Genomic DNA, 13,658 nt, shown 5'->3' on the forward strand with positions numbered 1-13,658 from the left:
CACCCTAGTCCGGAGCGCTAGGATGGTGAGCATGGCCACCGAAACGACGAGCGAGACGCTTCAGAAACAGCGATTGTTTGAGGAGCAAGCCTTGCCCTTGCTGGATCAACTGTATGGCGGAGCGATGCGCCTAACGCGCAACCCCCAGGATGCAGAGGATCTCATCCAGGAGACCTACCTCAAGGCCTATAGCAATTTTGATTCCTTCAAACAGGGGACGAATCTCAAGGCCTGGCTGTATCGCATCATGACGAATACCTACATCAACTCCTATCGGAAGGCCAAGCGCCGTCCGCTGGAATCCTCAGCGGATGAGCTGAGCGATTTTCAGCTCTACACCACGGCCGGACATGACTCCACGGGCCTGGAATCGGCGGAGGTGGAGGCCCTCAAGCAGATGCCGGATTCGGAGATTTCCGAGGCCATGAATGACCTGCCGGAGGACTACCGCATGGTGGTGTACTACGCGGATGTAGTGGGTCTGGCCTATAAGGAAATTGCGGACGTGATGGGCACACCGTTGGGAACGGTGATGAGTCGCCTCCACCGCGGAAGAAAATTGCTCCGCGCGGCGTTGAAGGACGTAGCACGAGAAAAAGGCATTGGTCGCAACCACCCAGAGATGGAGGAGAAGTAATGGAACGCGCAACAGGACGCAATTGCGGTGCGTGTAACTCTCCGGAGGTTGAAGCGCTCTTTAGGGAACTGTTCGATGAGTCGACGAGCTACGCGCGAGCTATGGCAATCCGCGAGCATCTCGCGCAGTGCGATGCCTGCCAGCAACGCCTTGAGAGCGAGGAAGTAGTTCGGGCACTCGTACGCAAGTGCTGTGGGGGACAGGCTGCGCCGCAGTCGCTGCGCCAGCGCATTAGCGTGCAGATTACGAGGACTGAAATTACCTGGGGATAGGTAAATTACCTGGGGATAAGCAAAGGGCTCGTTCCCGCCCACGGTGTTGGGGTGAGGAACGAGCCCTGAATGCTGACGTTATGCGTTAGGACGCTTGCCGCGGTTAGCGGACTTCTTGCGGCGATCCTTGCGCTTACGGCCACGCTTGCTCATCGCGTACTCCTTCTGTTAAGGGTAAATGAACTTATTCAACTGTAGCGGCAGGGTATGCCTGGGTGTTAATCGGGGGTGTGTCTGTTTAGGCAGATACGCGGGCACGGCCGCGGCTGCGGTTGCGGCGCTTGATAGCGCGGCGCTCCTCCTCAGAAAGGCCGCCCCACACGCCGGCATCCTGGCCGGACTCGAGGGCCCACTTGAGGCAGGAAGAGGCAACTGGGCAGCGGTTGCAGACCAGCTTGGCCTTAGCGATCTGGGTGAGTGCGGGGCCGGAGTTACCGACAGGGAAGAAGAGTTCTGGGTCCTCGTCGCGGCAAACGGCTTCGTGGCGCCAATCCATGATTGAAATCTCCTAACAAATTTTTGACAGCAGTGGGCGAAGTAGGCGCACTAAGGGCAGTCCACGGTGGTGAACTGAACTGAGTGCTACTGGGTGTAAGTGGACTGGTCTGCGGTCAGTGGGGCCCTGTCTCGAGTTAGGGCCAGCGTCGACGCCGCCGTGGTTCACTTTCTGTTAACCCGAAGGATTCTCCGGGTTAAGAACTGATTTAACAGCTCGTTGTTTTTGCTACCTGAGAATAATGACACGTTTACTCAAAGTCCGCTAGGGGTAAAGGGGTAAAAGTGTCCAACGTCACTAAATAAATTCTTCCAATTTGCACTTTTCTAATGGGTGGGCGGCTGTAAGAAGCCTGTCAGTAGTTCCTCTACCTGCGGCGACAGGGAGATTGGGGTGAGTGTGGTGACCTGGATCGCGTCAAATCCAGAACCTCCTCGCTGCCCCCGAAAACACAGCAGGAGGAAAGCCGAAGCTGAGTACAGGAAGTACGAGTACCGCGGTAACTGAATTGGCAGTGGGTGAAGCTTTGGCGTGGAGACTGCCTAAACCATGGGGCAGGGAAGTAGACTAAACGCCCGTGAATAAGAAGAACCAGCCCTCGACTACACCTGACCGAGCTGCCGGAAACCGTGCACCGCGAACGGTGATGGCGGCTGCCGGCATCGCCGTGGTCCAATCCATCGCGGTTATTATTTTCGGCATCTTCCTCATTGTCCGTGAGATTGCTGGCGCTGAGAATGGCTCCATGGTGTCCGATTCCGGCGCATCGAGCTTTGTGGGCCTGGGCACTGCCATCTTCATCTTTACCGTGTTCGGCTTTGTCATCGTCGGCTCGTGGGCCTTCGTCAAAGGCAAACGCTGGGGCCGCGGAGCCATCGTGCTGGTGGAATTCATTCTTGGCGCCATGGCTTTTCAGATGTTTAGTGGCGGCTCAGTGCTGCTTGGCATCGTGACCTTGGCAAGCGCAGGGCTTGTCCTATACCTGCTTATGGCGCGGCCCGAGGCGGCGCAGTGGGCTGAAAGCCACTTTTAGTAGGGCATGCCTAGGCGGCGGTGAGCGCCACAGCCGTGTCGCCGCGCTGCTCAACAATGACCGTGCCCGCTAGCGTTAGCGAAATCGGGCCGGAATAGCCGTCACGGTCAACGGGGATGGTTTTCTCGGTTTTCCCGGTAGACCAGTTCACCACGTCGATCCCCTCCTCAGTGGGGACGAGTAGGCGTTCGTCGACTGCGACGCCGGTTCCCACCGCTTGCTCGAGAATGTGATCCACCTTGAGCTCTGTAGGGGTAAAGAGGTAGAGACGCTCGCCGTCGAACCACGACATGTGGTGCGGCAGATCCGCAATCGCGGGCGCAAAGGGGGACGCGGCGTTGGTGATGGACTTCGAAGGCTCAACGTCCGTGGACGACAGTGTTTCACCTTCAAAGCTATAGGAGACGATGCGCGGTGAATCGCCGGGGAGGAAGACCGCGGCTGCCTCTTGGCCGTAGGCGATGAGGCGCGCACCGGGATCCTCAATATCGATGTCCTTTGAAATTTCCGGAGAACGGGAATCCTCAGGGGTGGTATTTTGAATGCGCAGCCACGTGGAGTCCGGGGAATCTGGGCAGGTTTCGGTGACACCCAGTGTTTCGGTGCGGGTCAGCGCTGAGGTGATGGCGCAGTCCTCGTGGGGCTGGAGGTTTGGCTCCTGTTTGGCGTCGACATCACCGTACTCAACCGAGCGCACAAGATCCGAGCGCCAGAGCTCGACGCGCTCTGCGGAAACGGTGCCCACGCGGTCATTCGACATGATGGGGACCACCTCCTCGGAATTGCGGGCGCTGCGGGTATCGGAGTATTGGCCAGTGGCAGCATCGATCGCCACTACATCGCCGCAACCATTGCCTGCGTCATAGGAAGCCACAATTTTGTTCCACGCAGTGGTGAGCGAACACAGGTCGGCATCGCGGCGTTGGTAGGTCCACACTTCGTCGCCGGAGGCGTTCGAGGCGCTGAGCATATCGCCGTCATGGGTGATCAACAGGCCGTTGGAGGATACCGCGCGAGCCTGTCCCGGCACGAGAGTGTTGGGAAGGCTGAAGGCTTCGGTGAGGGAGCTCGGGGTGGCGTCGATAAGCGGCGGCTCATCGCCGGACGCGGCGTCCACCGCCGGGGTCAGTTCTGCTTTGTGGATAGGTGCGGTGATGACCGCGCCGCCGATGGCGATGGCACAGACCGCACTGATCGCGCCCACGGCAATCCAGTCCGCCTTCGTGGAGCGCAGGATGGGAGCCTTCTTCGACGAGTCGACCTTTGCCCGGGCCTTATCCAGCTGGGTTTCCTGGGTGTGCTCGGTGCTCATCGATGCCCTCCTTGATGGGGATTGCGTTTGCGGGAACGGGTGCGGCGAGAGGCGCGGGCGGAAGCCGCAGAGGAACGCGAGGAGCTTCCACGCGGCGATTCCCTGCGCGAGCCCGAACGCTTCGCTGCGCCCAGCACCTTGGTGGGCGGACCAACGGTGTCAGAAACGTCCTCGGGAATATCGAGCGCTTGCGCAAGCTCAGGAGAGGTGCTGAACCACTGTGGCGGCTCGGGCTGGTCCAGAGAAAGCTCATCGTTGATAACCTGCCATTTGCTCAGCTCATCGTAGCCAACGAGCGTTACCGCCGTGCCGGTGTGGCCAGCGCGACCGGTGCGGCCAATGCGGTGGACAAAGGTCATGGGGTCATCCGGCACCTGATAGTTGATGACATGGGTGACATCATCGACGTCGATGCCGCGAGCGGCGACATCCGTGGCCACCAGAATCTCCACGGTGCCTTCGCGGAAGGCGGAGAGCGAGCGCTCGCGAGCCTTTTGATCCAAATCGCCGTGGACCGCGCCCACGCTAAAGCCGCGCTGCGCTAGCTCGTCTGCGACGGCGGCTGCCGAGCGCTTGGTGCGCGTGAAAATGATGGTGCGCCCGCGGCCTTCTGCCTGCAGGATCTTTCCCAAGACCGCGATTTTGTCCATGCGGTGTGCCTGGAAGGTGACCTTGCGCGTGGAGGAGTGGGTCTGTTGGGCGTCGCCGGACTCGGCGCGAATGTGGACCGGCTTGGTGAGGAAGGTGCGGGCCAGCGTCACGATGGGCCCGGGCATGGTGGCGGAAAAGAGCATGGTCTGGTGCGGGTTGCCGTGCAGGAGGGAGAGAATCTTCTCAATATCCGGCAGGAAGCCCAAGTCCAGCATCTCATCGGCCTCATCCAGAACCAGAACGCTGACCTGCTCGAAGGACAGGTGCTTCTTCTGGCAGAGATCGAGCAGGCGGCCCGGAGTGCCCACGACGACGTCCGCGCCCCTCTTGATTTGTGTGATTTGCTCTTCATAGGGGCGCCCGCCGCACAGGGTGACGATGCTGAGCGGAAGATTGGCGGCAGCAACCTTGAGGTCCCCGCTGACCTGGATGGCCAGCTCACGGGTCGGCGCGATGACCAGCGCGCGGGGAGTGCCGTCGAGCTCCGGGATGTCGGCGTCATCGAAAACGCGATCCAGCAACGGCACACCGAAACCATAGGTTTTGCCCATGCCGGTGCGCGCTTGGCCAATGAGGTCGTGGCCATTCAGGGCGATGGGCAGGGTGAGCTCCTGGATGGCGAAGGTGTGCGTAATCCCGTTCTCAGCGAGGGCATCACAGATCTCTACGGCGACGCCGAGCTCGGCAAAGGTAGGGGATTCGCGGGAATCGCGGGATGATTTCGGGGCAAGCACACCTTGATAGTAGAGGACGTGGCTATAGTGGGGCCATTAGAGCGCCGGGGGCGCAGGCCTCACGGCACAGACTAAAGAACACGATCTAAGGGAGTAGACACCACATGGACATCAAATTTGGCTTCGCCGATACCGCCCGCGAACTGGTCATTCACGCGGATGGTGAGCGAGAAGAGCTGACCCAGACCATCAACAACGCCTTGGGGGAGAACTCCACTCTCGAATTGAAGGACACCAAGGGCCGCACCTATATCGTGCGGACCGAGCGTGTGGTCTACGTGGAAATCGGCACCGTGCGCGCCCACACCGTTGGATTCGCAGGCTAAGTACGCGCTCGCTGCCTCAGCGGGTAGCCTAAATGGCCATGGATAATCCCGCGGAACTTAAGCAGCGCCCACAGTTCGTCTCGGCGGTGGAGCGTTTCGCTCGCGAGTACGGCTGGTGGCGAGTGGTGGCGATCCCCGTCATGGTCGTCATCACGGTGTGGGTGGTGGTTGATGTTTTTCGTTCGCCGGCCCAGGAAGCGGAGGTCTCGGCGGCAGGGGAGACGTCGGCAAGCACTGCGGCTGCCGACGCATCCTCGCGCAAGGGGCCTGATCCCGCCAATGCCAGCGCAGTTGCCGCAGCCAAGGATGGCTTGCCCGCCGGCGGTGATTTCACTGAACAAGGAGACGAAAGCTACCGCGACGCGGGCCCATCCTCTATGCATGCGGGTAAAGGCGGGAAGCAAACCATCCGGTTCTCAGTCGAAATCGAAAATGGTGTGGACACCTCCGCCTATGGCGGCGATAGGGCCGTCGTAGCGCTGGTCGACGCCACCCTGGCCGACCCCCGCGGGTGGACCGCCAACGGCGACTTTGAGTTCATCCACGTCAAGGCTGATGACAATCCCGATACGCACATCCGCCTGACCTCGCTGGGGACCACGGCGAAGTTGTGCGGCGCGCAGTTGGAATCAGAAACCTCGTGCCATACCACCATTACCGGGGAGTCCACGGTGAACCTCAACGAGTCCCGCTGGGTCCGGGGCGCTGCACCATTTGAGGGGGATGTGGGCAATTACCGCCAGTACTTGATCAACCACGAGTTTGGTCACGCCATCGGATTCGCCGCGCACCAGCCCTGTGGCGGCGCCGGTAAACTCGCACCGGTCATGATGCAGCAGACGCTGAGCTTGAATAACGCGCAGCTCTTTGAGAAAGAGCCAAACGAGATCTATCCGGATGAGGATGTCGCCTGTGAGCCGAACCCCTGGCCCTATCCGACTCCCGCAAGTTCCGATCACACTAAACCCGAGTAAATCGGCCCGAAGCTAAAAGGACTGTTTCCCCAATGCCACTGCCTCCTGAGCCCGTTCTTGCAGCCTTTAACGCTGAGTTCCATCCCCGCAGAACGCAGGGAGAGCTCGTGGGGCCTGCCTGGGATAACGGGATTCGCGTCGGGGATATTGTCTTTGCCGAGGCTCGGCCGTGGACTGGCTGGTCCGCCAAGGTGCGCGAGAAGCTAAGCCTGCCGGGAGCGCGCATTGCCCGCCCGGTGCTGACGGCGGATGGGCGCTACACGGCTGCCGGGTGGAAGGCCACGCAGTTCGTGGAGGGGCAGTTGCGCGGGCGCATTGATGAGACTGCCCAGTTGGCGCTGCGGCTCGATGAGGCCCTAGCGCTGGCGCCATTGCCCACGCTGGATAGGCGCGAAGATGTTTTTGCGCGGGCGGAGAGGGCTGCCTGGGAGGAGAGCGGTGAGGCCTATTCCGATACTGAGCTTGCAGGGCTTCCGCTGGTCACCGCGCACGTGGATGTCCTGGGGACCACGGTGTTCTCCGGGGCTAACCCGCCGGCGCTGACTGATATTGTGCCTTCCGCGGCCCCGCGCCCGGTGGGCTGGTCCGCCGCGGTGGTCATGGTGGATGGCCTCATTGCGGGGGCGGTGGACGATGAGATTTGTGCTCGCTTTGCGTCAGTGCCCGGTATACAGCAGTTGCTCTTGCGTGCTGTGGCATACCGCCGTTACGTCAATATCCTGCACCCGCGGTCAAAGGCGACCGTGCGTTCGAACATCGAAAGGGTAGAAGCGGCCCTCGTGTCCGCAACATCTGACAGACTGTAGGGCGTGAAGTACAGCAGCGAATCCCCCACACGTACCGGCGTCACGCTTCCCCCCTCGCCGGATGTCCGCCTTATTCCCCGAAGACGTCGTGCCGCCACGCGCACGTGGGACGTGCCATTGCCGCAACAGGGCACGTGGCGAGTCCTGGGAGCGGCGGGGTCGGGAGTATCGAGCCTGCTTATCGACGTTGTCTTGGCACAACTGAACGCCGGCGCCGATGCCTCCGGCATCCTTGTCGTTGCCCCGTCCAAGGAATCCGGCTCGTTGCTGCGCCGCGAGTTAGCTGAAAACCTCGATGACTACGCCGCACAGACCTCGATGGTGCGCTCGGTACACTCGCTGGCTTTTGCGCTCCTGCGCCAAGGCAGCGAGGAAGAGCTGCGCCTCATTACCGGTGCTGAGCAGGATGCGGTGATCCGTGAATTGCTCCAGGGGCATGCTGCCGATGGCAGGGGCGCGTGGCCGGAGGAGATGCGCCCAGCCCTTGAGTACGTGGGGTTTGCGCGCCAACTGCGTGACCTGTTGCTGCGCTCCATCGAACGCGGCCTGGGGCCTTCAGATTTGGAGGAGTTGGGACAGCGCTACTCCCGGCCCATGTGGGCGGCCGCGGGCGAGTTCCTGCGCGAATATGAGCGCACCCAGGCGCTGGCGGGTTCGCATTCCTATTCCGCTGCGGAGCTGGTTAGCCAGGTTCTTTTGCGCCCGGAGCTGCTGCGTGAGCATCCATGGCACACCATCGTGGTCGATGATGCCCAGCTGCTGGACCCGACCTCAGGGCAATTGATTGCTGAGCTGGCAAAGACCGCTCGCCTCACAGTGATTGGTGGTGACCCCGACCAAGCGGTCTTTGCCTTCCGCGGTGCCAACTCGGAATTCCTCACCACCTGGGAGGCAGAGAACGAGCTGCGTCTGAGCTCTACGCACCGCACGCCTTCCCCGGCGTGCGTCAGCGTTGTGGATTCCCGCGGTACTTTGCGTGATGTATTGGCTAATACGGTTCGCCGCCGCCACCTCGAAGACGGGGTGCAATGGCGCGATATCGCGGTGATAGTGCGCTCCACCGGGGATATTGGTCCCGCCCGTCGCACACTGCTTAGCGCTGGCGTGCCGGTACATATCAATCCCACGGACGTTGTGCTTGCAGAGCAGCGCTTGGTCAAAGCAGTGCTCCTGGCATTGCGCGCCTTGGAGAACGAACTCGATCCTGCAGAGCTCGAGGACCTAATTACCGGGCCTGTCGGTGGAGCTGACCCGGTAACATTGCGCCGACTCATCCGCGGCCTGCGCCGTTGGAAGCCGGAGCAGCGCGGAATGGAATCGCTGCGTGAGCTGCTGGACGGTGAGTTGCCGGACTTCAACAACCTCCTCACGGAGCGCGAAGAAGCGATTCTGGCGCGCATTCGCGGGGTGCTGTCTGCTGGGCGTGCGGCCCTGCGCGCGGGAGCTGCCGTTGAGGAAGTCCTCTGGGAGGTGTGGCAGGCCACCGGTTTGGACACGCGCCTGCAGGCAGCGGCTCTGCGCGGTGGTGCCGCGGGCTCGCAGGCAGACCGCGACCTGGATGCAATGATGGCGTTGTTCGACGCTGCCGGTGATTACGCCGAGCGCCGTCCGGCGGCATCGTTGGAATCCTTCATCCTGCACATCACGGAGCAGGAGCTGCCTACCGGCGTGCGCGATCGCCGCGCTGCCTTGCCCGATGCTGTAGAGATCCTCACTGCGCACGGCGCGGTGGGGCGCGAGTGGGACACCGTCATTGTGGCGGGCGTTCAAGAGGGCACATGGCCCTCGGTGGGGGAGACCGGCTCCCTCTTTGGGCAAGAAGACCTCATCGATCTCATCGACCGCGACATCACGCCTGGCACACCGGTGAGCCACGTGTCCGGGCGCTTAGCGGAGGAGCGCCGCCTCTTCCACGTGGCTACCACCCGCCACTTGAGCCGCCTGCTCATCGTGGCCGTGGATTCACCGGAGGGCGATGTGGTGGAGGAGCCCTCCCGCTTCATCGACGAATTCCTTTCTGCACGCGGAGTCGATGTTCCCGGTGCACAAGCGCGCCGGGAAGCCGGCAAGCGCTTGGCGCGCCAGGCCTGGCCGCGCGAGTTGGGCCTCGAGGTTCCGGATCCGAGCCCGGTCACACTGCATAGCGGTTCACGTGGCGATGAGGAAGTGGATCCCCTCGATGTCTCGGTGTTGTCAGTGCCTTCCTTCGTGGCGCAGCTACGCCGCTGCGCTACCGATCCGGAAACCGGAGAGGCGGAGCGCTCCCAAGCGGTACGGCAGTTGGCACGTTTGGCAAAGGCTGGGGTCCCAGGGGCGCATCCGGATCACTGGTGGGCCGCGCGCGGCGTGGCCTCCGAGCTTCCGCTGCGTGGTTCGAGCACAGTATCGCCGTCCCGGGTCGATGCCCTGCTCACGTGCCCGCTCAACGCCGTGTTGGGGCAGCTGGTGGAAGATGATTCCTCGAACATCAACCTCGTGCGGGGTAACCTGGCGCATGCCTTCCTGGAGGCTTTAGGCCGCGGCGCGGCCGCTGAGCCTGCAAAGCAGCTGGTGCTGGATGCCTTCGACTCGCTCCTCGAAGGCCCCGCGTGGCACCGGGAAGCTGAACGCGCGGACTTTGAACGCCTCATCGACCGCACCCATGGCTGGGTGCTCTCGAGTTCAGTCTCGCTCGAGCCCGTGGGCGTCGAGGTTCCCGTCACCGTGGATATCGGTCCTGATGTCACCATCCGTGGGTTCATCGACCGGCTGGCAAAAGCCGGCGAGGACTATGTTGTGGTGGATCTCAAGACGGGGACAAAAGTCCCGTCGGCGACCAGCGCTCAGGACAACACTCAGCTCATGACGTATCAGCTGGCGCTAGCACACGGCCAGCTCGTCGGGGCTGCAGCAGAACCAGGTAGCGAATCTCATGACGTGTCCATCCGGACCGGTGATGGCCTGCCGCGCGGCGGTGGTGTTCTGGTGTTCCCGCGGTCGAGCGCTGCCTCCGTGCCCACCCGAGAACAAGCCACCAAGCCCCCAGAAGAGCTTGCGGAATTTGCACAAATGCTGCCCGCACTCGTGGCTGAGCTGCGCGGACCGGATCTGACCGCGCGCGAGAATGCCGATTGTGATCGCTGCCCAATCCGCTCTATTTGCCCCGTGATGAATGAAGGAGGTCTGGTGACCAATGCCTAAGAATCCGGCTCAACACTTCAGCCCTGAGGAGCTTGCTGCCGCGCTGGGCAAGCCTTTTCCTCCCACCCCGGAACAGGCCGCTGTTATCAATGGCCCGCTCGGTCCGAAACTCGTCGTGGCCGGCGCCGGCGCCGGTAAGACGGAGACGATGGCCTCCCGCGTGGTCTCACTCGTGGCGAATGGTCTGGTGAGGCCCGAGCAGGTCCTCGGCCTCACTTTTACCCGCAAGGCGGCCCAGCAACTGGAGCAGCGCATCCGCCGCCAGCTGTTGACGCTGCGATCTTCTGGAATTCTTGCCCCGGGCAGCCCGGCGGCTGAGGCGGTGGAGAATATCGCCCCCAACGTGTCCACGTACGACTCCTATGCAGGCGATCTCGTCCGCGAGTATGGCTTGCTCATGCCAGTGGAGCCGAATGCCCGCATCATCACGGAGGCGGAACGCTATGCCATTGCCCACGAGGTGGTCAGCAACTACACGGGCTCGCTGAGCACCGATAACGCGGTGGCCACGGTGACCGCGACCTTGCTCAAGCTCGCGGAAACGATGGACGGGGAGCTCAAGGATCCGCAGGATCTCTATGAGCACGAGGACATCTTCCGAAAGACCGCTGAGGATCTAGAAAAGAGCAAGCGGACTAAAGGCGAGTTCGGTAAAGACTTGCAGAAGTACTTGGATATCCAGCGCCTGCGCTTGGAGTACCTGCCCTTGGTGGAAGCACTCAAGAAAGAACAGGCGGAGCGCGGGGTGATCACCTTCGGTGAGCAGATGTCCATCGCCGCCACCCTGGCCAAAAACTTCCCGCTTTTGGGTGAGCAACAAAGCGCGCGCTACCGCGTCATCATGCTGGATGAGTACCAGGACACCTCCCACGCGCAGCGCATCCTATTGCGCTCCCTCTTTGGTGGCGAGCGCGAGGGACTATCTGTTACAGCGGTTGGTGATCCCATGCAGTCCATCTATGGCTGGCGTGGCGCGACGGCCGAAAACCTGGAGGCTTTTGTCACGGACTTTCCGCAGCCTGATGGCACCCCGGCGCCGAAGGATCAGCTCACTACCTCTTGGCGCAACCCTTCGACGGTGCTGGGGCTGGCCAATGACGTGGCTTCGGAGCTCTTCTCCTCAAGCCCCGGCGAGCGCCCCGTGGATGAGCTGTCGCCCAAGCCCACGGCACCGGCTGGCACGGTTGAGCTGGGTTACTTCGCATCTGAGGACGGGGAGCGCGCCTTCATCGCTGAGCACCTTCGTCAGCTCTATGAGTCCACGCCGGAAGGCGAGGATTTCAGCGCCGCCGTGCTCGTGCGCACCAATAGGCAATCGCCATTGATCTCCGCCGCCTTGGATGAGGCTGGCGTGCCCAATGAGATCTTCGGCCTGGGTGGCCTGCTCTGGCAACCAGAGATCCAAGACCTCGTGGCGGTGGCTACGCTCTTGGTGCGTCCACAGGACAGCGCGGCGGCACTGCGTGTGCTGACCGGTCCGATGTGCGGCTTGGGGATCGCCGATATCCAGGCGCTGCATTCGCGTCAGCGCAACCTGGCTGGCGCCACCGAGGGCCGCACGCGGTGGGAGGGCGGTGATCCTTTGGAGCACCTGGCTATCCAGGTCGAGGAGATCACTGCGGAGGGCCCGGACCAGGTGCTGGGGCTTGCCGACGCCCTCGCAGACCTCGGCGAACGCGATCGCTACAGCGCCGAAGGATTGGAACGCATGGAGGAGGTCTCCTCCAAGCTGCGTTACTTGCGCACCTATTCCCTGGGTAAGTCATTGAATGACATCATCGCCGACATTGAGCTACTCTTCGGCCTGCGCACCGAAGTCCTCGCTTCCGGCAAGGCTGGTGGGACTACGCACCTCGACGCTTTCGCTGACTTCGTCGCGGGCTTCCACGGGGATGGCCTGGCCGGCCTCTTGGACTACCTTGAGCTGGCTAAGGAGAAGGAAGATGGACTCGAGCTGGGAGAGGTCCCGCTCGTGCGCAACCGCGTGCAGATCATGACGGTGCACAAGGCCAAGGGCTTGGAATGGGAGCACGTCTGCGTGGCACATGCGGATTCCTCGAGCTACAAGGCGCAGGCGGAAACCTTCCTGACCAAGATCGAGAAAGCCCCAGGCGATGAGGACGTCATTGATGTCCCCGAGGATGCGGTGACACGCACCGACTTCGACAAGGCGTGCACGGCATTCAAAGAACAAAACCGCGAGTTCCAGGCAGAGGAAGCGGCCCGTCTGTTCTATGTGGCGATGACCCGCACCGAGTCCACGCTGACGGTGACAGGCTCCGGGACCAATAAGAAGAAGGGCAAGAGCAAGAAAGGCCCTTATTCCTACCTGCAGTTGCTGGCGGATAAACACCCAGATCTGGTGGTCCATTGGGAGGTCCCCGAGGTTCCGGAAGAAGAAGCAGAAGGCGCGGTTGCAGAGGCGTCTTTCCCCTCGCTGACCCCGCAAGCGGAAGCGCTGAAAGCAGCAGACGCGGTGCGCGCGGCGATGGAGGACTTACCGTCGCTGCGTGATGGCGAAGTCTTCGGGCTCTGGGAGCAGGAGGCGAGTGCGCTCATCGAAGAGCACAAGGCCCTTCAAGCTCCCGTAGTCGATGTTGAACTACCCGGCGAGCTGACGGCCTCCGACATGGTGGCTATGTCGGCGGATCCCACCCAATTCGCGCGCCGCCAGCGTCGCCCCATTCCCTTCAAGCCCAACTCCTATGCCAAGCGCGGTACAGCTTTCCACGCCTGGCTGGAGGATCGTTTCGGTTCCCCAGCCTTGCTGGGGGAGGATGAGCTGCCAGGCTCTCACGACGAACCGGACCATGACTTGGAATCCCTCAAGGATTCTTTCCTGGCCTCCGAGTGGGCACAGCGCACTCCCGCTTATGTCGAGGCGCCCTTCGAGATCACCATTGGGGACTCCGTCGTCCGCGGCCGCATGGACGCGGTATTCCAGCAGCCGGATGGCTCCTGGCTCATCGTGGACTGGAAGACCGGCCGCCGTCCACAGGGCGCCGCATTGGCCTCGGCGCAGATTCAGCTGGCTGTCTACGCAGAAGCATGGCGGCGCATCCACGGCGTGGAGACCGTCCGCGCGGCGTTTTTCTACGTGCATGAGAACTATCTCTTGGAGCCGGAGAACTTGCCCACTGGCGCACGGTTGGCTGAGCTATTAAGCTCTGCAGTTTCCACGCCACCGGGGTTGAGTCTAAGGTAGTCTCACGAGGAAATCCGCATCATCTAGGGAGG

At 62.1% G+C, this 13,658-nt stretch carries 12 protein-coding genes; 8 read left to right on the forward strand and 4 right to left on the reverse strand.

What is annotated here, in order from left to right; translation table 11 throughout:
* The first annotated feature begins 31 nt into the window (after positions 1-31).
* Together M5J06_RS09650 and rsrA are read left to right on the forward strand one after the other, a co-directional pair.
* A complete protein-coding gene (locus M5J06_RS09650) occupies positions 32-637 on the forward strand; it encodes a sigma-70 family RNA polymerase sigma factor (RefSeq protein ID WP_070564913.1) in 606 nt (201 codons plus the stop codon).
* Positions 637-909 carry a mycothiol system anti-sigma-R factor gene (rsrA, locus tag M5J06_RS09655; protein WP_070520186.1) on the forward strand — a complete coding sequence of 91 codons (273 nt, stop codon included), beginning with the start codon at positions 637-639 and terminating at the stop codon, positions 907-909. Before M5J06_RS09650 ends, rsrA begins: the two co-directional genes overlap by 1 nt.
* Positions 910-987: 78 nt before the next feature.
* Here rsrA and M5J06_RS12545 read toward each other — a convergent pair whose 3' ends face one another.
* Together M5J06_RS12545 and M5J06_RS09660 are read right to left on the reverse strand one after the other, a co-directional pair.
* Entirely contained in the window at positions 988-1,062 is a 75-nt protein-coding gene (locus M5J06_RS12545) for a 50S ribosomal protein bL37 (protein WP_100227335.1), read from the reverse strand.
* A gap of 85 nt (positions 1,063-1,147) precedes the next feature.
* Positions 1,148-1,405: a WhiB family transcriptional regulator gene (locus M5J06_RS09660; protein WP_010189168.1), complete on the reverse strand. Its 258-nt coding sequence runs from the start codon at positions 1,403-1,405 to the stop codon at positions 1,148-1,150.
* A gap of 577 nt (positions 1,406-1,982) precedes the next feature.
* Between M5J06_RS09660 and M5J06_RS09665 the strand changes: the two genes are divergently transcribed.
* Positions 1,983-2,438 carry a hypothetical protein gene (locus M5J06_RS09665; protein WP_250224531.1) on the forward strand — a complete coding sequence of 152 codons (456 nt, stop codon included), beginning with the start codon at positions 1,983-1,985 and terminating at the stop codon, positions 2,436-2,438.
* Between the two features lie 10 nt (positions 2,439-2,448).
* Here M5J06_RS09665 and M5J06_RS09670 read toward each other — a convergent pair whose 3' ends face one another.
* Together M5J06_RS09670 and M5J06_RS09675 are read right to left on the reverse strand one after the other, a co-directional pair.
* Positions 2,449-3,750: an Rv3212 family protein gene (locus tag M5J06_RS09670; protein ID WP_143334754.1), complete on the reverse strand. Its 1,302-nt coding sequence runs from the start codon at positions 3,748-3,750 to the stop codon at positions 2,449-2,451.
* Entirely contained in the window at positions 3,747-5,135 is a 1,389-nt protein-coding gene (locus tag M5J06_RS09675) for a DEAD/DEAH box helicase (RefSeq protein ID WP_250224532.1), read from the reverse strand. The genes M5J06_RS09670 and M5J06_RS09675 overlap by 4 nt, the downstream gene beginning before the upstream one ends.
* 104 nt (positions 5,136-5,239) lie before the next feature.
* Between M5J06_RS09675 and M5J06_RS09680 the strand changes: the two genes are divergently transcribed.
* Genes M5J06_RS09680 through M5J06_RS09700 form a run of 5 tightly spaced genes read left to right on the forward strand, consistent with a single transcriptional unit; the run spans position 5,240 to position 13,626 of the window.
* A complete protein-coding gene (locus M5J06_RS09680; RefSeq protein WP_070520196.1) occupies positions 5,240-5,461 on the forward strand; it encodes a DUF3107 domain-containing protein in 222 nt (73 codons plus the stop codon).
* A gap of 32 nt (positions 5,462-5,493) precedes the next feature.
* Positions 5,494-6,435 (forward strand): DUF3152 domain-containing protein, encoded by a 942-nt coding sequence (locus tag M5J06_RS09685; RefSeq protein ID WP_250224533.1) that lies wholly within the window; start codon positions 5,494-5,496, stop codon positions 6,433-6,435.
* Between the two features lie 32 nt (positions 6,436-6,467).
* Entirely contained in the window at positions 6,468-7,241 is a 774-nt protein-coding gene (locus M5J06_RS09690; protein ID WP_143334752.1) for a hypothetical protein, read from the forward strand.
* A 3-nt stretch (positions 7,242-7,244) separates the two neighbouring features.
* Positions 7,245-10,421 carry an ATP-dependent helicase gene (locus M5J06_RS09695; protein ID WP_250224534.1) on the forward strand — a complete coding sequence of 1,059 codons (3,177 nt, stop codon included), beginning with the start codon at positions 7,245-7,247 and terminating at the stop codon, positions 10,419-10,421.
* A complete protein-coding gene (locus M5J06_RS09700; RefSeq protein WP_250224535.1) occupies positions 10,414-13,626 on the forward strand; it encodes an ATP-dependent helicase in 3,213 nt (1,070 codons plus the stop codon). The genes M5J06_RS09695 and M5J06_RS09700 overlap by 8 nt, the downstream gene beginning before the upstream one ends.
* Positions 13,627-13,658: the final 32 nt, after the last annotated feature.

This window comes from Corynebacterium intestinale, assembly GCF_023574125.1.
Classification (GTDB): Bacteria; Actinomycetota; Actinomycetes; order Mycobacteriales; family Mycobacteriaceae; genus Corynebacterium; species Corynebacterium hesseae.

Bases quoted from the DNA above. Each gene is read 5' to 3' on its own strand.
- M5J06_RS09650 (WP_070564913.1), top strand. From the start codon at position 32: ATGGCCACCGAAACGACGAGCGAGACGCTTCAGAAACAGCGATTGTTT.
- rsrA (WP_070520186.1), top strand. From the start codon at position 637: ATGGAACGCGCAACAGGACGCAATTGCGGTGCGTGTAACTCTCCGGAG.
- M5J06_RS09660 (WP_010189168.1), bottom strand. From the start codon at position 1,405: ATGGATTGGCGCCACGAAGCCGTTTGCCGCGACGAGGACCCAGAACTC.
- M5J06_RS09670 (WP_143334754.1), bottom strand. From the start codon at position 3,750: ATGAGCACCGAGCACACCCAGGAAACCCAGCTGGATAAGGCCCGGGCA.
- M5J06_RS09680 (WP_070520196.1), top strand. From the start codon at position 5,240: ATGGACATCAAATTTGGCTTCGCCGATACCGCCCGCGAACTGGTCATT.
- M5J06_RS09685 (WP_250224533.1), top strand. From the start codon at position 5,494: ATGGCCATGGATAATCCCGCGGAACTTAAGCAGCGCCCACAGTTCGTC.
- M5J06_RS09690 (WP_143334752.1), top strand. From the start codon at position 6,468: ATGCCACTGCCTCCTGAGCCCGTTCTTGCAGCCTTTAACGCTGAGTTC.
- M5J06_RS09700 (WP_250224535.1), top strand. From the start codon at position 10,414: ATGCCTAAGAATCCGGCTCAACACTTCAGCCCTGAGGAGCTTGCTGCC.